Source organism: Methylobacterium sp. CM6247 (assembly GCF_054817925.1).
Genome location: NZ_JBTXKX010000003.1, coordinates 5,033,630 through 5,059,320, shown reverse-complemented (window position 1 = coordinate 5,059,320; position 25,691 = coordinate 5,033,630). Strand labels below are relative to the sequence as shown.

23 protein-coding genes and 1 pseudogene are annotated in these 25,691 nt (G+C 65.9%); 8 read left to right on the top strand and 16 right to left on the bottom strand.

Translation table 11 applies throughout. The features are described 5' to 3' along the window. Window positions 1-146 precede the first annotated feature (146 nt). Both ACYQOP_RS25025 and ACYQOP_RS25020 read left to right on the top strand, forming a co-directional pair. Window positions 147-1,157 carry an MraY family glycosyltransferase gene (locus tag ACYQOP_RS25025; protein WP_461224798.1) on the top strand — a complete coding sequence of 337 codons (1,011 nt, stop codon included), beginning with the start codon at window positions 147-149 and terminating at the stop codon, window positions 1,155-1,157. Further along, window positions 1,154-2,083 carry an NAD-dependent epimerase/dehydratase family protein gene (locus ACYQOP_RS25020; protein ID WP_461224796.1) on the top strand — a complete coding sequence of 310 codons (930 nt, stop codon included), beginning with the start codon at window positions 1,154-1,156 and terminating at the stop codon, window positions 2,081-2,083. Before ACYQOP_RS25025 ends, ACYQOP_RS25020 begins: the two co-directional genes overlap by 4 nt. Here the strand turns inward: ACYQOP_RS25020 and ACYQOP_RS25015 are convergent. The 5 genes and pseudogenes from ACYQOP_RS25015 to ACYQOP_RS24995 all read right to left on the bottom strand — a co-directional run bounded on the left by ACYQOP_RS25015 (window position 2,080) and on the right by ACYQOP_RS24995 (window position 7,711). Beyond that, window positions 2,080-4,047 (bottom strand): SDR family NAD(P)-dependent oxidoreductase, encoded by a 1,968-nt coding sequence (locus tag ACYQOP_RS25015; protein ID WP_461224794.1) that lies wholly within the window; start codon window positions 4,045-4,047, stop codon window positions 2,080-2,082. The genes ACYQOP_RS25020 and ACYQOP_RS25015 overlap by 4 nt on opposite strands. A 76-nt stretch (window positions 4,048-4,123) precedes the next feature. Then, window positions 4,124-4,963: a DUF1206 domain-containing protein gene (locus tag ACYQOP_RS25010; RefSeq protein WP_461225470.1), complete on the bottom strand. Its 840-nt coding sequence runs from the start codon at window positions 4,961-4,963 to the stop codon at window positions 4,124-4,126. A 134-nt stretch (window positions 4,964-5,097) separates the two neighbouring features. Further along, a complete protein-coding gene (locus ACYQOP_RS25005) occupies window positions 5,098-5,439 on the bottom strand; it encodes a hypothetical protein (RefSeq protein ID WP_056429987.1) in 342 nt (113 codons plus the stop codon). A gap of 35 nt (window positions 5,440-5,474) precedes the next feature. Continuing rightward, window positions 5,475-6,040: pseudogene (locus tag ACYQOP_RS25000) on the bottom strand (Uma2 family endonuclease). A 225-nt stretch (window positions 6,041-6,265) separates the two neighbouring features. After that, a complete protein-coding gene (locus ACYQOP_RS24995) occupies window positions 6,266-7,711 on the bottom strand; it encodes a homospermidine synthase (RefSeq protein WP_461224792.1) in 1,446 nt (481 codons plus the stop codon). Between the two features lie 328 nt (window positions 7,712-8,039). Here ACYQOP_RS24995 and ACYQOP_RS24990 point away from each other — a divergent pair, with 328 nt between their 5' ends. After that, on the top strand, window positions 8,040-8,207 hold the full coding sequence (locus ACYQOP_RS24990) for a hypothetical protein (RefSeq protein ID WP_200919145.1): 168 nt from the start codon (window positions 8,040-8,042) through the stop codon (window positions 8,205-8,207). Window positions 8,208-8,210: 3 nt separating this feature from the next. Here ACYQOP_RS24990 and ACYQOP_RS24985 read toward each other — a convergent pair whose 3' ends face one another. Together ACYQOP_RS24985 and ACYQOP_RS24980 are read right to left on the bottom strand one after the other, a co-directional pair. Then, window positions 8,211-8,756, bottom strand: a complete 546-nt coding sequence (locus ACYQOP_RS24985; protein WP_056429998.1) for a GNAT family N-acetyltransferase — start codon at window positions 8,754-8,756, stop codon at window positions 8,211-8,213. Window positions 8,757-8,895: 139 nt separating this feature from the next. Beyond that, window positions 8,896-10,062 carry a type III PLP-dependent enzyme gene (locus ACYQOP_RS24980; protein ID WP_311275361.1) on the bottom strand — a complete coding sequence of 389 codons (1,167 nt, stop codon included), beginning with the start codon at window positions 10,060-10,062 and terminating at the stop codon, window positions 8,896-8,898. A gap of 846 nt (window positions 10,063-10,908) precedes the next feature. Here ACYQOP_RS24980 and ACYQOP_RS24975 point away from each other — a divergent pair. Together ACYQOP_RS24975 and ACYQOP_RS24970 are read left to right on the top strand one after the other, a co-directional pair. Further along, window positions 10,909-12,477 (top strand): glucan biosynthesis protein G, encoded by a 1,569-nt coding sequence (locus ACYQOP_RS24975; RefSeq protein ID WP_461224789.1) that lies wholly within the window; start codon window positions 10,909-10,911, stop codon window positions 12,475-12,477. Next, window positions 12,474-12,962, top strand: coding sequence for a GNAT family N-acetyltransferase (locus tag ACYQOP_RS24970; RefSeq protein ID WP_461224787.1), 489 nt, complete (start codon window positions 12,474-12,476; stop codon window positions 12,960-12,962). The genes ACYQOP_RS24975 and ACYQOP_RS24970 overlap by 4 nt, the downstream gene beginning before the upstream one ends. 40 nt (window positions 12,963-13,002) lie before the next feature. On the opposite strand, the gene ACYQOP_RS24965 is transcribed toward ACYQOP_RS24970, so the two are convergent. The 3 genes from ACYQOP_RS24965 to ACYQOP_RS24955 form a co-directional block, all read right to left on the bottom strand. Beyond that, complete coding sequence (locus tag ACYQOP_RS24965) at window positions 13,003-13,242, bottom strand: hypothetical protein (RefSeq protein WP_056430508.1); 240 nt, start codon at window positions 13,240-13,242, stop codon at window positions 13,003-13,005. Window positions 13,243-13,346: 104 nt separating this feature from the next. Continuing rightward, window positions 13,347-15,524, bottom strand: coding sequence for a glycine--tRNA ligase subunit beta (gene glyS, locus ACYQOP_RS24960; RefSeq protein WP_461224785.1), 2,178 nt, complete (start codon window positions 15,522-15,524; stop codon window positions 13,347-13,349). A gap of 150 nt (window positions 15,525-15,674) precedes the next feature. Continuing rightward, window positions 15,675-16,622, bottom strand: coding sequence for a glycine--tRNA ligase subunit alpha (locus ACYQOP_RS24955; protein WP_419951511.1), 948 nt, complete (start codon window positions 16,620-16,622; stop codon window positions 15,675-15,677). Window positions 16,623-16,837: 215 nt separating this feature from the next. On the opposite strand from ACYQOP_RS24955, the gene ACYQOP_RS24950 reads away from it, so the two are divergent. After that, entirely contained in the window at window positions 16,838-17,092 is a 255-nt protein-coding gene (locus ACYQOP_RS24950) for a hypothetical protein (RefSeq protein WP_207410723.1), read from the top strand. A 4-nt stretch (window positions 17,093-17,096) separates the two neighbouring features. Here ACYQOP_RS24950 and ACYQOP_RS24945 read toward each other — a convergent pair whose 3' ends face one another. After that, complete coding sequence (locus tag ACYQOP_RS24945; protein WP_461224783.1) at window positions 17,097-17,963, bottom strand: S49 family peptidase; 867 nt, start codon at window positions 17,961-17,963, stop codon at window positions 17,097-17,099. 200 nt (window positions 17,964-18,163) lie between these two features. On the opposite strand from ACYQOP_RS24945, the gene ACYQOP_RS24940 reads away from it, so the two are divergent. Continuing rightward, window positions 18,164-18,547, top strand: a complete 384-nt coding sequence (locus ACYQOP_RS24940) for a hypothetical protein (RefSeq protein ID WP_082470383.1) — start codon at window positions 18,164-18,166, stop codon at window positions 18,545-18,547. A gap of 62 nt (window positions 18,548-18,609) precedes the next feature. On the opposite strand, the gene ACYQOP_RS24935 is transcribed toward ACYQOP_RS24940, so the two are convergent. Beyond that, the gene (locus ACYQOP_RS24935) at window positions 18,610-19,380 is read right to left on the bottom strand and encodes a tRNA1(Val) (adenine(37)-N6)-methyltransferase (RefSeq protein WP_461224781.1); all 771 of its coding nucleotides are present in this window, start codon (window positions 19,378-19,380) and stop codon (window positions 18,610-18,612) included. Then, window positions 19,373-19,597 (bottom strand): putative signal transducing protein, encoded by a 225-nt coding sequence (locus ACYQOP_RS24930; protein WP_207410779.1) that lies wholly within the window; start codon window positions 19,595-19,597, stop codon window positions 19,373-19,375. Before ACYQOP_RS24930 ends, ACYQOP_RS24935 begins: the two co-directional genes overlap by 8 nt. Window positions 19,598-19,803: 206 nt before the next feature. Between ACYQOP_RS24930 and ACYQOP_RS24925 the strand changes: the two genes are divergently transcribed. Then, a complete protein-coding gene (locus ACYQOP_RS24925; RefSeq protein ID WP_056430030.1) occupies window positions 19,804-20,826 on the top strand; it encodes a polyprenyl synthetase family protein in 1,023 nt (340 codons plus the stop codon). 55 nt (window positions 20,827-20,881) lie between these two features. Here ACYQOP_RS24925 and ACYQOP_RS24920 read toward each other — a convergent pair whose 3' ends face one another. From ACYQOP_RS24920 to ACYQOP_RS24910, 3 genes are all read right to left on the bottom strand, one after another. After that, entirely contained in the window at window positions 20,882-21,757 is an 876-nt protein-coding gene (locus tag ACYQOP_RS24920) for a 4-(cytidine 5'-diphospho)-2-C-methyl-D-erythritol kinase (protein WP_461224779.1), read from the bottom strand. An 89-nt stretch (window positions 21,758-21,846) separates the two neighbouring features. Further along, window positions 21,847-23,703: a tetratricopeptide repeat protein gene (locus ACYQOP_RS24915; protein ID WP_056430037.1), complete on the bottom strand. Its 1,857-nt coding sequence runs from the start codon at window positions 23,701-23,703 to the stop codon at window positions 21,847-21,849. A 126-nt stretch (window positions 23,704-23,829) separates the two neighbouring features. Then, window positions 23,830-25,482 (bottom strand): electron transfer flavoprotein-ubiquinone oxidoreductase, encoded by a 1,653-nt coding sequence (locus ACYQOP_RS24910; RefSeq protein ID WP_056430040.1) that lies wholly within the window; start codon window positions 25,480-25,482, stop codon window positions 23,830-23,832. Between the last annotated feature and the right edge of the window lie 209 nt (window positions 25,483-25,691).

Genomic DNA, 25,691 nt, shown 5'->3' with positions numbered 1-25,691 from the left:
CGTACCTTCCTCCCTCTTCGGGGGAAGGTGCCTATGCAACCGGCTCGGAGAGGCGGCCTCTCCGAAAGGTGCACTCTCCCCGCCAGCGGCAAAAACGGGTAGGCACTCCGCACGATCTCGCGACATCAGCGGACCCTCACACGACAATGCCTTTCGCGCCGCTCGTCGCCATACCGCTGGCCGCCTGCCTCAGCGCGGTCCTGATCGTGCTGCTCAAACCGATCCTTCAACGCTATGCGCTCGCCCGGCCGAACGCGCGGTCGAGCCACAGCGTGCCGACCCCCCAAGGGGCCGGTATCGCGATCGTCCTCGCCATCCTGGCGACCGGTGGGCTCCTGGCATCCCTGATGCAGCCTATGCCAGCGACGATGGAGGCGCTGGTCCTCGCTCATGCGACGCTGCTCCTCGCCATCGTGGGTGCTGTCGACGATATCAGGCCACTGCCGGCCACGTTGAGACTCGGTCTTCAGACTCTTGCGGTGACCGGCCTCGTCCTGTCGGTGGAGGGACGGCTCCTACCCGAGATTCCGCTCATTGCTGAGCGCGCGCTCGCCGTCCTGGCCGGCGTATGGTTCGTGAATCTGACGAACTTCATGGACGGGCTCGACTGGATGACGGTCTCGGCCATGGTGCCAGTCTCGGCCGCGCTGATGCTCGCCGGACTCGGCGGGGAATTACCGCCGCTGCCGACCCTCGTGGCCGCGTCCCTTCTCGGTGCGCTGATCGGCTTTGCACCCTTCAATCGCCCGGTGGCCCGCCTTTTCCTGGGGGATGTCGGCTCCCTGCCGATCGGCCTTCTGGTGGCGTGGCTGCTCTACCGCCTCGGCCTTCAGGACGGTCTGGCGGCAGCCATCCTTCTTCCGCTCTACTACATCGCCGATTCCACTCTGACGCTGCTGCGCCGCGCAGCCAAGGGCGAGCCGGTCTGGAAGGCGCATCGCAGCCATTACTACCAGCGCGCCACCTCGAACGGCTTCACGGTGACGGAAGTGGTCGGGCGGGTCTTCGTCCTCAACACTGCGCTGGCGGTCCTGGCGGGCGCCACCTTGCTTTGGCCGTCGCGGCTTGTCACGCTCGCGGCCCTTGCTGCAGGCGCGGCCCTGGTCGCCGCGACGCTGCGTCGGTTCTCGACCTTGCGAGAAGGAATCGCCGCTTGAGCGGAAACGTCATCGCGCTGACCGGTGCCACCGGCTTCATCGGCCGTCACCTGCTGCGCTCGCTCGCGAATCAGGGTTACCGGGTCCGGGTGCTGCTGCGACGCCCAGTGGAGTTGCCGCCCGGCGCCAGCGGCGCCGTGGTGGGCGACCTGAGCCGGCCCATGAACATGGCGGCGGCCCTTTCCGGCGTCGACGCCATCGTCCATTCCGCCGGCCTCGCCCATGCCATGTCCGGCACGCCGGAGGACGATTACCGCTCTTCGAACATCGAGGCGACGCGACGTCTCGCCGAAGCAGCGGCCAAGGCGCGGGTCGGGCGCTTCGTCTTCCTCTCATCGATCAGGGCGCAGACCGGCATCAGCGCGGCCGGAACCGTGACCGAAGACAACCATCCATATCCCACCGACGCCTATGGCCGCTCGAAACTCGCCGCCGAGGAAGCCTTGGCCGAGATCGGGATCGACTGGGTCGCCCTGCGCCCTGTCCTCGTCTATGGCGCTGGGGTGAAAGGCAACATGGCCGCGCTCCTGCGGCTCGCGCGAACGCCCTATCCCCTCCCACTCGCGAGCCTGACGGGGCGTCGGTCCCTGATTTCGGTGGAGAACCTCTCGGCAGCCATCGTCACGGTGCTTCGTCACGAAGGACCGCTTGGCCGGGCGCTGGTGGCGGCAGAGCCGGACGCCTTGACCTTGCCCGGCATGATCGCGGCCTTACGGGCCGGCCTCGACCGCCGCGCCGGTCTCGTACCCTGTCCGCCGAGCCTGTTCGGCCTCGCCTGCCGGATGACGGGTCGGCGGGAGATCTTCGAGCGCCTTTCGGGCGACCTCGTGGCGCACTCCAAGGGCCTGTCTGCGTTGGGTTGGTCCCCGCAATCGACCTCATTCCAGGGGCTTACAGCCCTGGCCCGCACGGAGGGTGCAGCCTAGGCGGGGATGGTCATTGGCGCAGGTTGTGACACGGGAACCGCTTTCGGCCGGTTGCGGTAATCCGGGATAGCGGTTTCGAACACCAGATCGGCGGCAGCCCTGTCGTGTGTGGCGACCGCCTGTTTCAGCGCGGCGATCCAACCCTCCAGCACGGTACGGTCGGCAAAGACGGGCTTGGCCGCCATGACGCCGTCGATCCCGTCGAGGGCGACACGCGGCTCCTCGCGGGCGAACAGGATCTCGTTCAAACGCTCCCCCGGCCGCGAGCCGGTGAAGACCACCTCGATGTCTTCGCCGGGCTCGAAACCAGCGAGCCGGATCATCCGCTCGGCGAGATCGAGAATGCGCACGGGCTGACCCATCTTCAAAACGTAGACTGCAGCCCGCTGGTCGGATTCGGGGGCGGTCAGAGACAGGCAGCGTCCCTCGCGGTCGCCATGCGAGGCTGCGGTCAGAACGAGGTCGGCGGCCTCGCGCACGGTCATGAAGTAGCGCACCATTTCCGAATCGGTGACCGTGACCGGGCCGCCTCGGGCGATCTGCGCCTTGAACACTGGCACCACCGAACCGACCGAGCCGAGCACGTTGCCGAACCGCACCGCGATCAGACGAGTCGGCTTCCCCTGCGACGCGGTCGCTTGCTCGGCATCGAGCGCCTGGGCCACCATCTCGGCGAAGCGCTTGGTGACGCCGAGTTGGGAGACGGGCTCGATCGCCTTGTCGGTGGAAATCATCACCATGGCGCGCGCACGAGCCGCTACCGTCGCATCCGCGACGTTGATGGAACCCAGGACGTTGGTCTTGATGCCCTCCGACCAGTCCCGCTCTAGATACGGCACCTGCTTCAGGGCTGCGGCGTGGAACACGTAATCCGGTCGGAAACCGGCGAAGACCTCGTGCAGACGTTCACGGTCGCGAATATCGCAGAGTGCACCGGTGACGTCGGCCGCTGCGATGGCGGGCTGGCTCAGGATGCCGTGTAGAGCAGGCTCTGAATTCTCCACGACAAGGACGGATGCTGCGCCGAAGGCCACGGCCCGGGCGACGATCTCGGAGCCGATGGAACCCCCGCCACCCGTGACGATGACGCGCGTCCCATTGAGGAAACGCTCGAGGCGCGGCCGGTCGATGGAGACGGTGGGTCGCAAGAGGAGATCCTCGATCTCCAGGGGCGCCAGTTCGGCATCGCGCATGCCCTCGCCGAGACTGGTGACCCGCGACAGCGGAAGGCCGAGTCGACGGGCGCGGGCGATCAAGTCGTCGGGCTCCGCCTCCGGTGTCAGGGCATTGGGAACGGCGACGAGGCGGCGTACCGGGGTACCCTCATTGGCCAGGTTAGCGACGACTCGCTCAAGGTCGGAGAAGGCCCCCAGGATGGGGACGCCGCGCATGATCTGGCCGGTCTCGTTTGCGCGTGGCGCAAGGATGCCCTTGGGGGACAGGCGCCGCACCGAGCCCGCTTCGATGGCGCGAAGCAGAAGTTCGATATCCCTGCCACGCCCGAGCAGCAGCGTCGGGGTCGTGGCGCTGCGAGCCTGGCTCTGCCGCGAACGCGTGTATTTCAGGTAGCGGAAGGCGAGCCGGGTGCCCCCCAACAGGAAGATCTGCAGCACCCAGTACAGGGCAATGGCGATCTTTCCGAAAAAGTAGAATCCATACATGTCCGCCGAAACGAGCACGTAGTCGACGACGAGGAGCGTGAGGGCGAGGACGCTCGCCGCCTTGACGATTCCGGCGAGGTCGGGGAGCGAGGCGAAGCGCCACTTTGTCCGGTAGAGCTTGAACCGACCGTAGACCAGCGCGGCGAAAGCCACGAACGGGGGCAGCAGAAGTGGAAGCGCGTCGAGGCGTTCGGCGAGCAACTCACCGTTGAAGCGGAAAACGAAGGTGAGTGTCACGGCTAGGACGGTCGCCACGCAATCGTGGACCACCATCACCGCTGTCTTGTAGATGCGCTGCTGCATGGGCTCCGGGCCGGCCGCGGTATCGGCGACGGAACGCCCCTCTGTCAACGCACCCCACGAACCACGGGGCTACACATCAGTTCAGATTGCGCACGGCACGCAGGACGGCATCGTCGGTTTCGTCGAGATCCGGTGCGTCGATGTGGCGGTACCAGGCTTGGATCAGGCCATACACGCCAAAGGCGAGATGCCCGGCGGCGACGATGCCAAGAAGGACGGAACCGTAGGGCTGAGCTCGCAAGGCGGAGAAAGCGCCCGCCAAACCCTTCACCTCCGAGGAGGCTTGGTACCACGCGGCGACCAGCACGAAGCCGCCGATGATCACGAACGCGACCCCACGCGCAGCGTAACCGAACTGACCCAACGGCTTGACCCATCGGCAATGGGCCTCGTCGAGAGAGAGCCGGTCGGTGACATCGCCCTTCCCGGCCTTCACCAGGAAGGCGATCCCTCCACCGATGATGCCAACGCCGATGAGGCCGACAAGCCATGGGCCGAATGGCTTGGCCAGCAGCCACGCGGTCCAATCCTGCAATCCTCCGCCGCCGCTGGCGCGTCTGCCGAGGCCGAGGGCAAGACTGGCCGCCGTGATGCCGAGGCCGACAGCCACGATGCCGCTGCCGAAATGCGCCAGCCGAACGACGAGCCCCTTCGCCGAGGTGCCGTGGCGGTCGGCGTCGGTGACGGATTCGACGAACCTCCAGGCGGCGAAACAAAACAGTCCCAGCGCTATGAGCCCGACGAGGATGGCCCCGAACGGTCCGAGGAAGACCCACCGGATCGCACTCTCGCTATCGCCCGCCCGACCGCCCTGGCCCAGAGCGGCGAGAAGCGCCAGCCCGCCGACGATGCAATATACGATGCCTCTCGCACCGAACCCCATGCGGGCGAGACGCTCGATCGTATTGCGGCCCATTCGCTTCACGAGGAGACTTTCACGATGACCTTTGGCGGAGACGAGCGGACGGACCGCGTTACCTCCAACGCCGTTCGGGCTCGGACCGCTCCGGCATGATCGTCATTTCTTTGCCGGCGCGAGACCGGAGCCTCCTAGTCGCCGGCGCGTGTCGCTTTGCCGGCGAGCGCGACGTAGAAGCCGAGGCCATCGCCCGCCGGAAGTGTCTGAAGTCGATCGACGATGCCCTTGCGCTTCGCGTCCAGCAACAGCCTGCCGACGGGCTGGAACAGGGTCTCTCCACCGCCTTCCGGCGGGGGATCGAAGCGGATCGCCACAGTCTTGCCTTTGCCGAAGCGGCTGCGCTCCAGCATGTCGTTCAAGGATGCTTCGGCCGTCGGACGGTTCGTCCCACGCAGGTCGAGAACGGATTCCGCATCGGTGACTCCCAGAGAACCGCGCAGCTTGTCGGCGTAGAAATCTTCAAAGTGGGGCAAGGGCGGGACCTGACGCGGCGAGGGCGATGGGAGGCTCAGAGGGGCAGTCCGGTATAGAGGGCGCCCACCGGAACGGCGCCACCGAGTTCGGGAAGGTCGAGGCTGTCGTCACGGTAAAGGGCCTCGACCGTCCAGCTCCCCGCCTCGGTCCGGCTCCAGGCCTCGACCCTGACCTCGTCCTGCGAAACGATGAGGAAGGTCCGCAGGCTCGGCACAGAGCGGTAGAAACGGTCTTGCGGCCACGAACGAGACTCATCGTACTCAGGGACAGGACCTCGGCCACCAGCAAAGGGGCGCTGGTATATCCATCCTGACCCAGTGGGCCGCAGGTCACGACGATGTCGGGGATCGGCGCGAAATCATCCATCGCTGCGCTGAGCACGCCGAGGCCGGGAAGCGCGTTGCAGCCCCGGCGTTCCGCGAGCTCGTCGAGGCGCCTGCCGAGATTCATCACAATGCGCTGGTGGCGCGAGGTGGGCGGCGACATCAGCAGGGCTATGCCGTCGATCAGTTCCCAGCGTTCCTCGTCGGGCCGGGGCTCGGCCCAGAGGCGGAACTCGGCGACGGTCATGCGGGTATCGCGGCGCGCGGCGACGGCCATGGCGGGGGCTCCCGATCGGATACGGGATGGTAGCATCCCGCCGAAACCCTGCAACATCCGTGCAGAGCAAGCCGCTATGCAGTCGTGATCGGGCGGGATCCCGGGCTCCACAGCGCGGCCTGGGAAAAGACGTGGCGTTGGTCCTCGCCCATCATGGTCTGGCCCTTGGCGCCAAGCAGAGGGCACGGAGCGCGGGGAGGACGATCCCGCGCTCCGTTCGTCCATTCAGCTCTGAACGAGGACGTTCCGGAACTGCCAGGGGTCGCTCTCGTCGATGTTCTCGGGGAACAGGCCGGGGCGCCCGCTCAGCGGGGTCCAGTCGGTGTACACGCCGACGACGGGACCGAGATACGGCATCTGGACTTCGAGGCAGCGGCGGAAATCCATCTCGTCGGCCTCGACGATGCCGGCTTCGGGGTTCTCCAGCGCCCAGACCATGCCCGCGAGCACCGCCGAGGTGACCTGAAGGCCGGTGGCGTTCTGGTACGGCGCGATCCGACGGGTCTCCTCGATGGAGAGCTGCGAACCGAACCAATAGGCGTTCTTCTCGTGGCCGTAGAGAAGCACGCCGAGTTCGTCGATCCCATCGACGATTTCGTTCTCGTCGAGGATGTGGTGCTTTTCCTGCACCTCCGCAGCCTTGCCAAACATCTCGTGGAGCGAGAGCACGGCGTCGTTGCAGGGGTGGTAGGCGTAGTGACAGGTCGGGCGGTAGGCAGCGCGCTCGCCCTCCATCACGGTGTAATAGTCGGAGATCGAAACCGCCTCGTTATGCGTCACGAGGAAGCCGAACTGGCTCTGGGCCGTCGGCGTCCACGAGCGCACGCGCGTGTCGGCACCGGGCTGGAGAAGGTAGATCGCGCAGCGCGAGCCTTTCTCCTGATCACGGGCATTGTCCGGGCGCCAGGTCTCGTGGGTTCCCCAGCCGAGTTCGGCCGGCTGGTTGCCCTCGGAAACGAAGCCTTCCACCGACCAGGTGTTGACGAAGACGCCCATGGGCTTCGGGCCCTTGGCGCGCTGGGTGTCGCGCTCGGCGATATGAATGCCCTTGACGCCGACCTCGCGCATGAGGGCGGCCCACTGGTCACGGGTCTTCGGCTCGGGCGTGGTCAGGCCGAGATCGGACGCGACGTTGAGGAGTCCCTGCTTCACGAACCACGAGACCATGCCCGGATTGGCGCCACAGCACGAGACGGCGGTGGTGCCACCAGGGCTCGCGGCGCGCGCGTCGAGGATGTCCTGGCGCAGGGCGTAGTTGGTGCGGTCGCCCTGGCCCTTGGACTTGTCGAAATAGAAGCCGGGCCAGGGCTCGGCGACGGTGTCGATGTAGAAGGCGCCGAGTTCACGGCACAATTCCATGATGGCGCGGGAATAGGTGTCCACGGACACGTTCACGCAGAAGCCCTGGCCGCCGCCCTCGGTGAGGAGGGGCGTGAGGATCTCGCGGTAATTGTCCTTGGTCAGCGCCACCTGCTCGAAGCGGAGGCCATGCTGATCGGCCAGGGCCTTATGCGCATCGGAGGGCTCGACGACGGTGAAGCGCGCCTTGTCGTACTCGAAATGACGCTCGATGAGCGGAAGGGTCCCGCGGCCGATCGAGCCGAAGCCGATCATCACGATGGGACCGCTGATGCGGCCGTGGACGGGCCAGGAGGTGGCGGCTTCGGTCATGCGGGCAATCCTTCTTCTCGGCCCCGCTCGAACTCACGAGCGAGGCACGTCCTTAGTCGGCGGAAATGACGGTCAGGCGACGGGCTAGTGGCCGGTTGAGGGCGTGCGGTCAACCACATCGCCGGCTTCAGCCTCGTGGACCACGAGTGGTCCACGAGGGAAGATCATTAACATGAAGTTACGTCGACGCATGATTCAGACGCGGGTCGCCTTCCCGTTGGGCACCGTTGCGAATGATCCGCGACACGCCGATATTGCAATGCAACAAACACGACATCGACACACCTACGGGACGGGAAACGCCAGAACGCCACATCACGGAGTTCCGATGTTATCCTTGTTTATCGCCAATACCCCCGCGCCGGCCGAAGAGCCGATCGATCGCGATCCTGGCGTCATCACCCTCGCGGCGGCTCTGATCCGTGCCGTTCGCCGCCAGCACGATGCAGCCTTCCGCCGCCGCTGCGAGCAGGCGACGACCACGACTGCCGTCTAGCGCTCACGCCGCCTGTCGTCGTGAATCCAATCCCTCCGGACAGGCAGCCTCATCCAGGATGCCTGAAGCGGAGAGGATGCCGGTCGCGCCGTCGAGCGCGCCCCTGCGCAGGTTGACCCCGAGCAACCGCGTCCTTTCGAACGGGCCCGGCATGGACAACCCACTCATGAGATCACCGGAAAAACCGAAGCGGGCGTAATACGGCGCATCGCCGACGAGGACGATGGCGCCGTGACCGAGGGCGCGTGCCCTACCGATCGAGGCCCACATCAAAGTGCTGCCGAGGCCATGGCCCTGGAGCGAGGGATCGACCGCGAGCGGCCCCAGAAGCAAGGCAGGCCGTCCACGTCCCGCTTCCACATGCCAGAGACGGACGGTGCCGACGATCCGGCCATTCAGTTCCGCGGTCAGTGACAATCCGTGAGCGGGAAGGCGCCCCTCGCGCAGCCGCTCGGACGTCTTGAGGAATCGCGCCGGGCCGAAGCAAGTATCGAGCAATTGCTCCCGAGCCGAAACATCGGTCGGCCGTTCGTCACGAATCTCGATCAAGGCCGTGCCCTTTCCCAGTCCTGGCTGGTCAACCCATCTGATGTGACGGCGCGGATCCCGCACCAGTCACATGCGATGGAACCGTCCTCGCCCGCTGCCGGGCGGCGGTTAAGCCGCCCGAGCTCCGATTATATGGCGGTCAGATGACGTATTGCTGAAGGGGGGGGAAGCCGTTGAACGCCACCGCCGCGTAGGTGGTGGTGTAGGCTCCGGCCCCTTCGATCAGCACCTTGTCGCCGATGGAAAGCGAGACGGGGAGCGGGTAGGGCACCTTCTCGTAGAGGACGTCGGCTGAATCACAGGTCGGTCCCGCGAGCACGCAGGGGGCCATGCGGTCCTCGTCATGCTCCGTCCGGATCGCGTAACGGATCGACTCGTCCATGGTTTCGGCCAGGCCGCCGAACTTTCCGATATCGAGATAGACCCAGCGGATCTCGTCCTCGGCATCGGACTTCTTCGAGACCAGGATCACCTCGGCTTCGATCATGCCGGCATTGCCGACCATGCCGCGACCGGGCTCGATGATCGTCTCCGGCAGCTGGTTGCCGAAATGCTTGGTGAGGGCGCGGAAGATCGCATCGCCGTAGGATTCCACGCCAGGCACCGCCTTCAGGTACTTGGTGGGGAAGCCGCCGCCGAGATTGACCATGGACAGGGTGATGCCCCGGTCGGCGCATTCACGGAAGATCGTGGAGGCCGAAGCGAGCGCCCCGTCCCAGGCTTCGGTGTTGCCCTGCTGCGAACCCACATGGAACGACACGCCGTAAGCATGCAGGCCCTGGCGGCAGGCATGCTCCAGAACATCGACGGCCATCTCCGGCACGCAGCCGAACTTGCGTGACAGGGGCCATTCGGCGCCAGCACCGTCGCAGAGAATGCGGCAGAACACCTGCACCGAGCCGAGTTCGACCTCGGCGGCCTCGGCAGCACGGGCGATCTTCTCGACCTCGACCTGACAATCGACGGCGAACAGGCGAACGCCGAGCTTGAGCGCACGGGTGATGCAGCGCTCTTTCTTGATGGTGTTGCCGAATGAGATCCGGTCGGCGGTGGCACCGCTGGCCAGAGCCATCTCCACCTCGACCACAGAGGCCGTGTCGAAGCAGGAGCCCATCTCGGCAAGCAGACGCAAGACTTCCGGCGCCGGATTCGCCTTCACGGCATAGAAGACGCGGGTATCGGGCAGCGCGCGGGCGAAGGCGGTGAAGTTGTCGCGCACGACATCGAGGTCGAGCACCATCACCGGGCCTTCGTCCTGGCCCATGTCACGGCGAGCGCGCAGAAAATCGCGGATACGATCGGTCATGGTCGTTCCAACCCACAGGTTCGCGAGCGCCCGTTCGTGGGGCGCGCTATCGAAATCTGGACGGCCATGAGCCGTCCGGCGTCTGGGGGCGACGCGACGCGATACGCGACGTGCTTTGGAGACACGTCGTCGACCGCGGGCGCATCAGCACCCGGAAGCTGCCGTGGATTGGAAGGGAGATCCCCACCGCACGCCGGGCAAAGAGAAACAAGCCTCTTCGGTGCCGGCCTTTGGAGGGCCGACGAGACCAAAAAAGCCCGTTCGTCGTTGCTTTAAGCTGCGTCCCCCGTGGAGAGCGGGGTTCGCCGGTTTCGCCTCCGGCTGCCGGTTGTTGTCGGGGTCCGGTGTTGCCACCTGGATGCCGGCCGGAGGGAATCCACCCTGTCGACCATCGATCCTTTAAGACCCCTGGCGGCTGTCCGGCAGTTGGCCGGATGCCCACCAACCGACACGCGGCCACAGGCACGTGCGAAATTGGGCAAGGCGCATATACGTTCGATGCGTCTCCGCGACAAGGAAAAACCGGTTTTCTCTCACCCGAAACCCGACCTTACCGCCTCAATGTGACCCAAAAAGCGCACCCGGGTCGGTAGGCCCTTTCCAAGGCGTCACGAACGGGTCATTGAGCAGGCGGTTTTCATGCTGATCGAACCAGTCCGATCCACCGCCTCATCCCGAGGTGCCAGAGCGTAGCGGAGGCCTCGAGGCAGGGCTCCATCACGCATTGCGACCTCTGGGAGGCTCCTAGGAGGCCCGCTCAGATGGGCACCTCGGGGTGAGGTGGGCTGGATGGGACCGTGCGGGGAAGCCCGATCGTCCCTCACCACCGACCAGAGCCGCAGGACCATGACCGAGCCCACCCGCCGCGCGCTTCTCACCGGTATCGCCGCCCTGTCCGTCGCCGGCACCGCGTCGACGGCGCAGGAGGGGCGCGCACCCAAATCCTTCGATTTCGAGGAGGTGGAGCGCCGCGCCGAGGAGCTCGCCAAGGTCGCTTACGATGCGCGGGTACCGCCCCTTCCGGCTCCCATCGCAAAGCTCGATTACGACGCCTGGCGTGACATTCGTTTCAAGCCCGACAAGGCCTTTCTCGGCGGAGAGAACAGCCCGTTCCGGCTGCAGCTCTTCCATGTCGGCTTTCTCTATAACCGGCCCGTCACCGTGAACCTCGTGCGTCGCGGCATCGCGACGCCGATCGCCTATCAGTCGAGCCTGTTCGACATGGGACGGACGAAGCTCGACAAGCCGCTGCCGGTCGATCTCGGCTTCGCTGGTCTCCGCTTCCACAGCTACCTCAACAAGCCGAACCTGCTAGACGAACTCATCGTGTTTCTCGGCGCCAGCTATTACCGCTTCCTTGGGCGCGATCAGCTGTATGGCCTATCCGCCCGTGGGCTCGCCCTCAACGTCGAGGGGGAGGGCGCTCCGGAGGAATTCCCGGTCTTCCGCGAATTCTGGGTGACGATGCCTGAGACCAACGCCGATTCGCTGCTGATTCATGCCCTTCTCGATAGCCCCTCGGTGACGGGTGCCTTCGCCTTCACGGTAAAGCCGGGCGACGAGACCAGCGTCGCCGTTCGCTCGACGCTTTTCCCGCGGGTCGCGCTCCCATCGGTGGGCGTCGCACCGCTCACCTCGATGTTCTTCATCGGCGAGAACGACCGGCACCATTCCGACGATTACCGGCCCGAGCTCCACGATTCCGATGGTCTTCAGATCGCGGCCGGATCGGGCGAATGGCTCTGGCGCCCCCTGGACAATCCGAAGGTGCGTCGCATCTCGTCCTTCGTCGATCGCGATCCGAAGGGGTTCGGACTGATGCAGCGGGACCGCGCCTTCGAATCCTACCAAGACCTCGAAGCCTCCTATGGTCGGAGGCCGAGCTACTTCGTCGAACCCGAGGGTGACTGGGGCGAGGGCGCCGTGACCTTGATGGAACTGCCGACCGACACCGAGGTCAACGATAACATCGTCGCCTATTGGCGTCCGAAGCAGCCTTATCCGGCCGGCGAACCGGTCCGCATGTCGTACCGCGTGCGCGCCAGGAGTTCGAACACCAGACTGCATCCGGGCGGATATGTGGCCAATACCTTCTTGGCCGCCACAAGCGCCAGCGGTGCCGCCAAGGGGGAGGAGGCGAAAGGGACGCTGAGCCGCCGCTTCCTCATCGATTTCGCCGGCGGCGAGCTGCCCTATTATCTCTCGGACCCGAGTAAGGTGGAGGTGGTAGCCGGAGCTTCACAGGGACGGATCACCGCCACTTCGCTCACTCCGAACCCGCATATCGGAGGATTGCGGGCAGCAATCGACATCACCCTCGACGCGGCGGACCAATCCACCGATCTCCGCGCCTTCCTGCGCGCCAGCGCTCGAGCATTGTCGGAAACCTGGGTCTATCCCTGGACCACAGCGTGAGCGCCCAAGCCCATAAACGGCATACGGTCACTCCGGTCACCATCCGTCCGGCGACATTGGGCGACCTCGACGCCCTGGTCGCCCTGGAACACGCGGCGTTTTCGGGAGACCGGGCGGAACGGCGGGCGATCCGCCATGCCATCGGCTCTCCGTCGATGTCGTTGCTGGTCGCTCTGGATGCCGAAGACCGCTCGATCCTGGTGGCGGCGGCCACGCTGGAGCGCCGCAAGGGAAGCCGCAGTTGCAGGCTCTCCTCCATCGCGGTGTCTCCCGCACGGGCGGGTCAGGGCCTTGGCGGCATCATGCTCGATGCCGCGGAAGACGACGCACGAGCGCATGGATGCACGAAGCTGCGACTCGAAGTGAGAGCCGATAACGGTGCCGGCATCCGACTCTACGAGCGCCACGGCTACGTGCGCTTCGCTGTCCTCGAAGAGTACTACGAGGACAGCATGGAAGCCTGGCGCTACGAGAAGCCTCTGTAGGCCGTTGCCCCCCCGGTATCGGGGAGGGAGCGGAAAGGGCTTAGTCGCAGTTCTCGCGGGTAACGGTCTTGCGGTCACCGACTTCGTTCTCGCGGGTGACTGACTTCACGCGGCAGCCGTCACGGGTCTCGCGCGTCTCCACGGTACGGGACTCAGATTCCGGCCGCTCGACGATGACGCGCTCGGGCGACTCGCGCTCGATGATCGTGGTCTGGGCCTGAACCGCCGAAACCCCGAAGAGCGTCAGCAGGGCAGCAGTGGCAAGCATAGAATGACGCATGGCAATCTCCTTCAAAACCATGCGCCCAACGGCGATGCGAGCTAGACCGTTCCCATTTCGCACCCCGACCTGCCAAATTCTCCTGTTGCAGGTAGGGTCGCGCACTATCCTTCTATCTTCGAGAAGTCTGCGACCTCCCGGGTCGCCGCCCGCAAGGCGTTGAGCAAGGCGAGGCGATTCTCACGCAGGGCCGGATCGTCGGCATTGACGATGACCTTCTCGAAGAAAGCATCAACGGGCGCGCGCAGGATCGACAAAGCGTGCATGGCCCCGGAGAAATCCTCGGCCGCCACGGCCGCCGACGCGGCTTCCCGGGCGGTCACCAGCGCCTCGGACAGAGCCTGCTCCTCCGGCTCGCCGGAGGCGGCGATGGCGACGCGGTCGGGCTCGGCCTCGTAGCTGCGCCCGTCCTTCTTCTCCTCGATCCGCAGGATGTTGGCCGCGCGCTTGTAGCCGGCGAGCAGGTTCCTACCGTCATCGGTCTCGAGGAACTTGCCCAGCGCCTCGACCCGACGCACGACCATCAGGAGGTCGTCCTGGCCGGGCAGGGCGAAGACGGCGTCGATCAGGTCGTGGCGGGCGCCTTGGTCGCGAAGATAGACCTTCAGGCGGTCGGCGAAGAAGTTGAGGAGATCGCCAGGCATGGGGTTGTCGAGGCTGCCGTGGTTCTCCAGCGCGGCCATATCGTGCTCGTCATTCCCCGAAAGAGATATGACGACGACGTGACGGTTCTTCTGAACATAAAAGGCGTCCTCCAGCACATCCTCTCGGAGGTTCAGACGTAATCCATTCTCAAGAATCAGCCGGACCACGCCAAGGGCTGCCCTACGAAGCGCGTAGGGATCCTTGCTGCCGGTGGGCCTTTCATCAATGGACCAGAAACCCGCAAGGGTGTCGAACTTATCGGCCAGGGCCACGGCGATCGAAACAGGATCGGTCGGTACTCGGTCGGATGGACCGACGGGCTTGTAATGCTCTTCCACCGCCGCGCAGACACTCGGATGTTCGCCTTGAAGCGCCGCATACTTGCGGCCCATGAGGCCCTGAAGCTCGGGAAACTCTCCAACCATCTCGGTCACGAGATCGGCCTTCGCAAGTTGAGCGCCGCGACTGGCGAGTTGTACATCCGCGCCGATATTGGGTGCTATCCCGCGCGCCAGCGACGCGATACGCGCCACCCGCTCACCCTGAGTCCCCAGCTTCTCGTGGAAGACGATGCTGTCGAGCTTCGGCAGACGGTCTTCCAGACTGATCGCCTTGTCGGTCTCCCAGAAGAACTTCGCGTCCGAGAGGCGGGCACGCACCACGCGCTCGTTGCCGCCGGTGATCGCGAGGCCGCCATCGCTGGCGATCAGGTTCGAGACCAGGATGAAGGCGGGAGCCAGCGTGTCGGTGCCCGTTTCACGCAGCACGAAGCACTTCTGGTTGGCGCGGATGGTGGCACGGATCGCCTCTGCCGGGATGTCGAGGAAGCTCGGATCGAAGGTGCCGAGCAGCACGACGGGCCATTCGACCAGGCCGGCGACCTCGTCGAGCAGGCCCTCGTCTTCCACGAGTTCGAGACCGCGCGCGAAGGCCAGGTCACGCGCATCGTGCAGGATGATGTCCTTGCGCCGATCCGGGTCGAGCACGACCTTGGCGCGCTCCAGCGCCTGGATGTAATCGTCGAACCGCCGCACCTCGATGGCCTCGGGCGCGAGGAACCGGTGTCCGTAGGTGGTGGTGCCGGCGGTGATTCCGTCCACCGAGAACGGTACGGTCTCGGGCGTCTCGGTCTCGGGGCCGAAGGTCGCCACGATGGATTGCAGCGGCCGCACCCAGCGCAGGCTCCCCGGCTGGGAAGACGCTGCGCCCCAGCGCATGGATTTCGGCCAGGGGAAGCTCTTGATGATGGCGGGCAGGATCTCGGCCAGCACGTCGAGCGTCTCGCGGCCGGCCCGCTCGATCACGGCGACATAGAATTCGCCCTTTTTCGGATCGGTGACGATGGTCGCCTGATCGAGACTCGCGAGACCGGCGCTCTTGAGAAATCCCTGAATTGCTCCGTCCGGCGCGCCGACGCGGGGCCCTTTGCGTTCCTCGCGGACGTCCTTCCCGCGTGGCGGGAGGCCTGCCACATGCAACGCCAGTCGGCGCGGGGTCGAGAAGGCCTTCGCTCCCTCGTAGAGGAAGCCGCGTTCCACCAATGCGTCGGTGACGAGCTTCTTCAGATCTTCCGCGGCACGCCGCTGCATGCGGGCAGGAATCTCTTCGGAGCGCAGTTCGAGGAGAAGATCAGGCATGGGGAGCGGGCGTCCGAGATGTTGTTCCAGGATGTCGTCGGCGCCAAGGGCGCGCCCGACGATCATCATGCGAAGGTAAGAGAATGACCGGGCATGTCACGAAGACGATGCCGGGCGCCTGAAGTCGTGCAAGGGCAGCAGTGCCGCGACTCAACCCGCTCCGCCGCCCGCCGTCTTCAGCCAGGCGGCCCCGCAGGCCTTGGCCAGTTCGCGCACGCGCAGGATATAGCTCTGGCGCTCGGTCACCGAGATGACGCCGCGAGCGTCGAGCAGATTGAAGACGTGGCTCGCCTTGATGCATTGGTCGTAGGCAGGCTGGACCATCCGGTGGGTTCCCGAATCTTCCGCCGGCGCGCCCGCATCCAGATAGGTGCGGCAGGCCTTCTCCGCGTCGGTGAACTGGCGGAACAACATCGCGGTATCCGCCGCCTCGAAATTGTGGCGCGAGTATTCCTGCTCGGCCTGGAGAAAGACATCACCGTAGGTGACCTTCTCGTCGCCCGCACCGCCATTGAAATTGAGGTCGTAGACGTTCTCGACGCCCTGCACATACATGGCCAGCCGCTCGAGCCCGTAGGTCAGTTCACCCGCCACCGGAGCGCATTCCACACCGGCGACCTGCTGGAAATAGGTGAACTGGCTCACCTCCATGCCGTCGCACCAGCACTCCCAGCCGAGGCCCCAGGCGCCCAATGTCGGGCTCTCCCAATCGTCCTCGACGAAGCGGATGTCGTGCAGCTTCAGGTCGACACCAATGGCGTCGAGGGAGGCGAGGTAGAGCTCCTGCAGGTTCGGCGGGTTGGGCTTCAGGATGACCTGGAACTGGTAATAATGCTGCAGCCGGTTGGGGTTCTCGCCGTAGCGCCCGTCCTTCGGCCGGCGGGACGGCTGGACATAGGCCGCCTTCCAAGGCTTCGGCCCGAGGGCGCGCAGGGTCGTCGCCGGATGAAACGTGCCGGCGCCCACCTCCATGTCGTAGGGCTGGAGGATCACGCAGCCCTGCGCCGCCCAGAAATTCTGCAGGGTGAGAATCAAGCCCTGGAAGGAGGTCTTGGGGGCAAGATCGACAGCGCTCGGCAGGGCTTGTGCGCTCGACATGGCTAGCTTCCGGTAAGCGGGAAAGCGGCCAGCGTTTAAGAGGCGTGCCCGCGCTGTCAAGCCGAAGCCCCGCACCCACGCGGGTGCGCGGCGGCACACATTTCCGCCACGATTGCCATTACGTCCGGAACTGTCTCGCTTGATCTAAGTTCTTAGCACAAATCAAGGGATCAGCCCGGTCGCAACCGACCGGCGAACATTGCGGAAACCGGACCATGCGCAAGTCGTTCACTGTCTTCGCGGCTCTCATTGCAGCTTCCCTGACCGCAACGCCCTTCGTCATGGGGGCATCGAATGCGCTGGCCACCACGGACAAGACCGATCTCGTCGCCATGCCCGCTCTGGTGACGCCGATCGAAGTCGCTAGCGTGCCGGCTCCTGCTTTGCCCGAGACCTGCACCCGCAAAGTGCGCGTGGTGTATTCCGGCTACGGCGCGCCGTCCTCGGCCTGCACCATCGCGACTCGCTGAGACCTCACAACCCGTAGCGAGCCCAGGCCGCCCGCTCTTCGACCGCCGCGAGGGCGTCGGCGGCAAGGCCGTCGACGACCGTGGAGCCCGGAACGGCCCGGCGCAGGAGCCTGCTCACGAACGAACCCTGCTTCTCGGCCACGACTTTCAGCACGACGTCGTCCCCGAACCGCGCCCGCAACGTCGAGCGGGCATCACCCAGGCCATCGATGAGGCCCAACGGCAGCGCCTGCCGCCCCGTCCAGACCGCGCCGGTGAACAGGTTGTCGCCGCTAGCGCGAACCGCGGGACGCCTCTCGGACACGAGCGTGGTGAACAGATCCTGTACATCCGCCTGGATCGCCTTCAAGCGGACGATGTCCTCCGGGTTCTCCGGGCGAAACGGGTCCAGCATCGCCTTGGCTTCGCCCTGAGTATGGACCCGGCGTTCGATGCCGATCCGTTCGATGAGCTTGTCGAAGCCGAACCCCGCCGAGACCACCCCAATCGAACCGATCAACGATGTCGGATCGGCGATGATCTCGTCCGCCGCGCAGGCGATCATGTAGCCGCCGGACGCAGCGACATCCTCCACGAAGGCGTAGACGGGCACTTTCTTCTCGATCGACAGCGCGCGGATGCGGCGGTGGATGAGATGGGACTGGGCCGGTGATCCTCCGGGCGAGTTGATGACCAGCGCCACCGCCGAGATGCCGGTCATTCCAAATCCGCTCTCAAGGCTCGAGGCCACGGTGGCCATGGAAAGGCCGGACCGCAACGGCGAGACGGCACCGATGACGCCGCTGAGACGGATGACCGCCACGGTCGGTTTGCGGCCACGCCACGCCTTGGGGAGGATCGGGTGGAGGAAGCGTGGCAGGGGAAGGGACATCAGTCTCGTCTCGCTGGAAAGTTCTGGGCCGCTCGGATCGGGGAACGAGCGACATCTCCCCACCCGGCAACAGTCACGAAATGGAGATGACCGAACCGATTTACAGGCTTCGCCGTTCTTCTCTGCCGGGGTTGCAGCACGGTGCCGCAGCGCGGAGGCCACCGGGCGACGCCCGGACAAGAGGAGGGAGACAGAGCATCATGCGTATCGCAACGTGGATGGTCGTTCTGATGGGGGTATTGGGCGGGGCCTATGGTTCCTTGAACCAGGCGCGCGCCGCTCCACTGCCCGTCACCGCCGTCGAGGGAGCTGCCGCAACGCCGCTTGTGGCGCAGGCCCATTGGCACCGTCACCGCTGGCATCGCCGCCATTACTGGCATCGTCGTCACGTCTGGCACCGGCCGCATTACGGCTACAGGCGGCATTATTGGCGGCCACATTTCTACCGCCCGGTCTACGGCTACCACCGTCCCGCCTATGGATGGCGCCGGCCCTACTGGCATCGCCGTCATCACTGGCATCGTCACCACTGGCACCGCCGGCATTGGCATCACCGCCACCACCATTGGCGCCGGTTCTACTGACGCTTCAGCGAACGTGCCGTATCGTCTGGCGGCGGGGGCCTATGCCCTCGCCGTCGCCTTGTTCAAGCCGGCCAGGGCTGCCCACGATGGATAGCGTCGGCCTCCGACGTGATCACGCCGTCCTCGCCATGCAGGACGAGCGGCGGCGCCAGGGAAAAAGGCGCGCGGCTTCCCTTGATGCCCGTGATCAGAACACGAATCGCGGGCCGCCCGGCTCGCGCATGGACCGGTCGAACCATGATCCCTCCGAAGCGCCTCCTCATGGCGGCGAGGCAGTCGGGGAGGGCATCGGCGCGATGGATCAGGCCAAGCGTCCCTCCGGGCTTCAGCACATCGAGGCAGGCCTTCAGCCAGGGTTCGAGCCCGCCCTCCGCGAAGGTATGGGCCGAGGCTTTCCCCGCGACGGGCGATGGCCTGTGACGCTCCACCTCGAAGAAGGGAGGGTTGGTGAGCACGATGTCGGCCATCTCGGGTCCGAGCCCGGCCGCCCGGCGGGCTTCGACCGAGAAGACGTCCGCGGCGATGACGACTGCCCGACCCTGAAGTCCGTTCTCCTCGATATTCCTGCGGGCGAGACGAGCGAGGTCCGCGTCTCTCTCCACCAGGACGATCCTGGCGCTCGGTTCCTCTAGCGCCGCCGCGAGACCCACCGCTCCGCTTGCCGCACCGACATCGACGATCGTGGAATCCGACTTCGGTCGCACCAACCGGCTCAGTAATGCCGCATCCGTACCCGCGCGGTGGGCGCCTCGCGGCGGCTGATACAGACGAAGACGTCCGCCGAGCCAGAGATTCGGCCCAGGCTCCGCCTGCTCGTCACCCGGTTCACGCATCGCGCAGTTCGTGCGCGAGGCCGGCATCCTCCAGCAGACGGCGCGCTTCGGTCGCATGGTCGTCGGGCACGAGAAGCCTTCGTGCGAAAGCGCCGATCGAACCTTCCAGCAGGCTCATGTGGATGTCTGCGACGAGGACCGGAATCTCCGCCCCCTGGAGGAGCGACTCGGCAAAGCCCATCAGGACGATGTCGTTGCTCCGGATGAGTTCTCTCATGCGTCCACCCGCCCCATCGGCGGCTCCCTGCCGCCACCCTTTGTATACAGCGAGAAACGCGGGATGTTGCAGCGCCTCGGCGCGCATGCGAAGGGGTGCCCGCGTGGATGTTGGTCACGGGAGATAGCCCGGCCGAGCGGATCGGTCCGAGCGGCTGGTGCGCCGCCGGGATCTGCCTGGTGTGAAAAGCTCGGGAGGCATCGAGTTTGGGTGTCGTCGTTTCCTTCGATGAGGGCCGCTCCGATCCGGAGTCGAGCCTGAACGATCTTGTGGCCCTGGTCGCCAAGGGGATGGAGCGCGTGAACGCGACCATCCTGTCGCGAACCGGATCCGATGTCGCGATGATTCCGGAGGTGGCCAACCATCTCATCGCGTCCGGGGGCAAGCGCCTTCGTCCTATCCTCACCCTCGCAACCGCCGATCTCTGCGGCTACGGGGCCGGGGAGGGGGCGGTGAAGCTCGCAGCCAGCGTCGAGTTCATGCACACCGCGACCCTGCTCCACGACGACGTGGTGGACGAAAGCGACATGCGGCGCGGCCGCGTCGCGGCGCGGATCAAGTGGGGCAACGAGGCGAGCGTGCTCGTCGGTGATTTCCTGCTCGGCCAGGCCTTCCGCATGATGGTGGAAGTCGGCTCTCTACGTGCTCTCGACATCCTCTCGGCCGCCGCGACCGTCATCGCCGAGGGCGAGGTGATGCAGCTCACCGCCGCCAAAAACACCGAGACCTCGGAGGACGAGTATCTCGCCGTCATCCGCGCGAAGACGGCGGAATTGTTCGCCGCCGCCTGCGAGGTCGGCCCGGTGATCGCCGACCGCCCAAGGGCGGAGCAGGCGGCGTGCCGCTCCTACGGCATGAATCTCGGGATCGCCTTCCAGTTGATCGACGACGTGCTCGATTACGGCGGCACCAGTGCTTCGATGGGCAAGAATGTCGGCGACGATTTCCGCGAGGGGAAGATCACCCTGCCAATCGTCCTTGCTTTCCGACGGGGCAGCGAGGAGGAGCGCACCTTCTGGCGTCGCACACTCCAGGACGGTCAGGTCGAAGAGTCCGATCTCGACACGGCGCTCGCCATCCTGCGGAAACATCGGGCTCTCGAAGACACGATCGACCGCGCTCGGCATTACGGCGCCATCGCCCGTGACGCCCTGGCGCTGTTCCCCAACGGGCCGATGAAATCGGCCCTGCTTCAGGTGGTGGATTTCTGCATCGCCCGGGCTCACTGAGCCGAAAGCGGCCAGCCGATCACGGCTCGTCACACGAGCCGTGCAGGGAAGGCCGTCACCGCAGCAAAGCGGCTCGGACCCACCAGGATGGCTGCATCGCGCGGATGGCGGCAGCCGCCCGAACCGCATCGGATCGGGTGGCGAACAAGCCGAACACCGTAGCACCGGAGCCGGACATGCGGGCGAGCCGGCATCCCGGCCGGTCGCGCAGGGCCGTGAGCGTATCTGCGATGACGGGGGCGACCGTGAGCGCCGGCGCCTCGAGATCGTTACGAGCCGGCGTCACCGCCGCCAGGATCTCGCCGAAGCCGAGACCTCGCGCGAGGAGCGGGTGGGCCTCGCCAGCGTGGCGCTGCCCCACCGTCAGCCCCAGCGCCTTGAAGACCGGTGCGGTGGCGACCGGCACGCCGGGATTGATCAGTACGGCCGGCAAAGGCGCGAAACCCAGCGCCGGTCCGACATCCTCTCCGGCACCCCTCATCATCCGACCGCGCGGATCGAGGCAGACGGGAACGTCCGCCCCAGTGGCGCGGGCGGCCTCGACAATGGCGGGGTGATCGAGGGGAAGGTCGTTGAGTCGCGCCAACAACCGCAGGGCGGCGGCGGCATCCGACGATCCACCACCGATCCCGGCCGCCACGGGCAGACGCTTGATGAGGTGGAAGCCACCGATACGAAGCCCTGGGATGGCCTTGGCCAGTCCTGTGGCGGCACGGATCACGAGGTTGTCGCCGAGGGGACCGGCCGGTCCGGCGGTGGGCCCGGACACATCCAGGGTGAGGCCGGCCCCGGGCACCAGTCTCAGCGTATCCCCCGATCCGGTAAAGGCCACGAGGCTGTCGAGCTCGTGGTAGCCGTCTCCCTCACGACGGCCAAGGACGTGAAGGGTCAGGTTGATCTTCGCCGGAGCGCGGGTGACGAGGATGGGCAAGGCTTGCTCTGTCGGAGAGGGGCGGATCTGTCGACCGCGGGAATGCGTGGCCGGTCTGGCCCCGCGATCCCCCGCCCGTCAAGCCGGTGTCAGCCGCCGGTCTTCTTGTCGGCCGCGCCGGGGGGCTCGCTCGGGGCCGGAGCGCCCTTCGGCAGATCGGGATTCACCTTCTCCGCCTCGGGAGGATTCTCGGCGGTGGCAGCGGGCTTTTCGAGTTCCGGCAGGCCGTCCTTGAGCTTCGCATTGATCTTCACGAGATCGTCCGGCTCCGGGTTCAGGTCCTTGGCGTGCTGCCACTGGAACTTGCCTTCGAGCCTCCGGCCCGAGCGCCAGTACGCATCGCCCAGATGGTCGTTGATCGTGGGGTCGCCGGGCTTGAGCTCGATGGCCTTCTCCAGCTCGCGCACGGCATCGTCGTAGCGCCCGAGGCGGAAATAGGCCCAGCCGAGGCTGTCGATGATCATGCCGTCGCGCGGGCTCGCATCGACGGCCTGCTTCAGCATGGTGAAGGCCTCGTCGATATTCATGTTCTGGTCGACCCAGGAATAGGCGAGGTAGTTGAGCACCTGCGCCCGCGCCGCCGGCTGGTTCGGCGGGACCAGTTCCAGGGCCTTCTTGAGGTCGGCCTCGGCCTTGGGCCATTGCTTGGCCCGCTCGTAGGCGGTGCCGCGGAAGTAGAAGGTCGTCCAGTAATTGGACGCCGGCTGCTTGCCGATGAGCTCGATGGCGCGGCTGTAGGTGGCCGCCGCCTCTTCGTACTTCTTGCGCGAGCGCTGGACGTTGCCGAGGGCGGTCACGACGTCGATGCTGTCGGGATGCTCCTTCATGGCGGCGTCGAGGAGTTGGGTCGCCTCCTCGCCCTTGCCCATCTGCTCCAGATTGAGGCCGATCTGGATATCGGCGTTGAGCTTCAGCGGCGAAGATGCCGGCATCTGCGCATAAGCATCGTTGGCGCGCTCGGTCTGCTTCATCCGGTCGAGCGTGTCGGCGAGGGTCAGGCGGGCGAGGGCGTGTTCGGGGGCGAGATAGAGGGCGAGGCGCAGATAGACCACGGCGGGCAACTCGTCGCCTTGGGTCGATCCGGCCGAGCCGAGCCCGTAGAGTACCTCGCCGGCGCCCTCCTGAGCGGTGTTGACGAGGCGGGTCAGGGGCTTGCCGGCCTTCAGCTTGTCGAGGGCGTCGCGCACGATCGGGTGGCGCGGCAGCAATTGATCGAAGGCGGTATAGGCCTGGATGGCGAGGTCCGTGCGGCCGGCCTGCGCTTCGAACCGGGCATAGGCATCGACGATGCGCAGGGTATTCTGGTCGGCGTCGTAGGCGGCCTTGAGCCGGCGCTCCGCTTCCGCCTGATCGCCGACGAGGTTGGCGATCAACCCGGCATGGAAGTCGCGGAAAGTGTTGTAAGAGCGCTCGCCCTTCAGCTTGTTCACCACTTCGAGGGCGCGCTTGCCATCATTGGCACCGGCATAGGCCCAGGCGGTCAGGAGAGTGCTGGTGAGATCGGCTGCAGCACCCCGTCCGCTGCGGGCGAAGTTCTGACGGGCCTGCGCGAACTGGCCGGCCTTGATCTGCCGAACCCCGAGGCTGAGCTGGGCGAGGCCGTTCGATCCATCGCGGGCGGTGAGGCGCTCGGCCGCGCGGAATGCGTCTGGCAGTGCTCCGTCCGCGAGAAGCGACACGAAGGCGCGCTCGAGCAGTTCCGCATTGCGCGGGTCCGCTTTCACGGCCTCGCGGTAGAAGCTTGCGGCGGCGGAGGTGTCCTTGGACGCGCCAGCAATATAGGCGGACAGGAAGTTGCCCTCCAGCGACTCGGCCGGCTCGTACTCCGTCACCGGAGCCGATTCCCGGGGCTGGGCGGCCAGGGCCGTGACCGACGTCGCCACGGAGGCGGCGAGGCACAGGGCGAGAGCCGAGAGGGTCCGGCGGGTCGCGGCGTTTCCGTTCATGGGCACCAGTCGCGTTTGTAGCGCATCGTCCGTCAGGGACCGATGCCGATCGGGCGGGGACACTGAACTCTTCCCGCCATCCTCGCAAGGCGAAAGGATGGCGGGCACTTAGGGTCCGGTGCGTCCTCACATGTTGGGATAGTTCGGCCCGCCCGGCCCCTCCGGCGTCACCCAATTGATGTTCTGGTTGGGGTCCTTGATATCGCAGGTCTTGCAGTGGACGCAGTTCTGCGCGTTGATCTGGTAGCGCACGCCATTGCCCTCCTGCACCCATTCGTAGACGCCCGCCGGGCAGTACCGCGCCGAGGGGCCGCCATAGACGTCGTGCTCCGAGGACTTCTGGAGCGCCGCGTCCTTGACGTTGAGATGCGGCGGCTGGTCCTCTTCGTGATTGGTGTTCGAAAGATAGACCGAGGAGAGCCGGTCGAAGGTCAATTTGCCGTCGGGCTTCGGATAGACGATCGGTGTCACCTCCGAGATCGGCTTCGTGGCGAGGTGATCGGGCTTGCCGTGTTTGAGTGTGCCGAAGGGCGAGGCGTCGAGGATCGTCTGCGACCACATGTCGAGGCCGCCGAGGCCTACGCCGACGAGCGTGCCGTATTTCGACCAGAGCGGCTTGACGTTGCGCACGCGCTTGAGGTCGCGGCCAATGTCGCTGTCGCGCCAGCCCGTCTCGTAATCGGTGAGTTCGTCGCCTTGCCGGCCGGCGGTGAGGGCGGCCGCGATGGCCTCGGCCGCCTGCATGCCGGAGAGCACGGCGTTGTGCGAACCCTTGATGCGCGGGACGTTGACGAAGCCGGCCGAGCAGCCGACGAGGCAGCCGCCGGGGAAGACGAGCTTCGGCACCGATTGCCAGCCGCCTTCCATGATCGCGCGGGCACCGTATCCGATGCGCTTGGCGCCCTCGAACACGTCGCGGATCATCGGGTGGGTCTTGAAGCGCTGGAACTCCTCGAACGGCGACAGGGTCGGGTTCTCGTAATTCAGATGCGTGACGAAGCCGACCGAGAGCAGGTGATCGTCGAAATGATAGAGCCAGGAGCCGCCGCCGGTCTTGTTCGAAAGCGGCCAGCCCATGGTGTGGCGCACGAGACCCGGCTCGAACGTCTCTGGCTTCAGCTGCCAGAGTTCCTTGACGCCGAGGCCATACTTCTGGTGATCGCTGTCCCGGTTGAGCTGGAAGCGGTCGATCAGCGTCTTGGTGAGCGAGCCGCGCGCGCCCTCGCCGAAGATCGTGTACTTGCCGCGCAGCTCCATACCGCGGGTGTAGTCGTCCCGCGGTTCGCCGGACCTGCCGATGCCGAGATCCCCGGTGGCCACGCCGATGACGGTACCGGCATCGTCGTAGAGCACTTCCGAGGCCGGGAAGCCTGGATAGATCTCGACGCCGAGTTCCTCGGCCTTGGCGCCGAGATACTTCGTCATGTTCGAGAGCGAGCCGACGAAATTACCGTGGTTCGACATGAATTTCGGGAAAGCGAAGTTCGGCAAGGCGATGCCGCTGTTCTTGGTGAGGAACAGGAACTCGTCACGCTCGACCTCGGTCTTGAGCGGCCGGGCCTCGTCCTGACGCCAATCGGGGAGCAGTCGGTCGAGCCCGAGCGGATCGATCACGGCGCCGGACAGGATATGCGCACCGACCTCGGACCCCTTCTCGACGACGACGACGGTGAGATCGGCGGCGATCTGCTTGAGGCGGATCGCGGCGGCAAGGCCAGCGGGCCCCGCACCGACGATCACAACGTCGAAATCCATACCCTCGCGCTCGGGCAACGCCATCCTATAAACTCCTCCTGCCGCGCGACCCGAAACCGATCGAGACCAGCCGTCGAATGCGCGATGTTATGATTGCGAACACTCTCAACCCATTCCAAGCTGGGAACGCAAGCCTGCGGATGGTCTCAGCTTTGTTCTGGCCGTCCCGCAGCCATGCAGACGATGGTAGATCCCGCCCCGCGAAGTGTTGTCCACAGGCTCCGCAAGAGCCA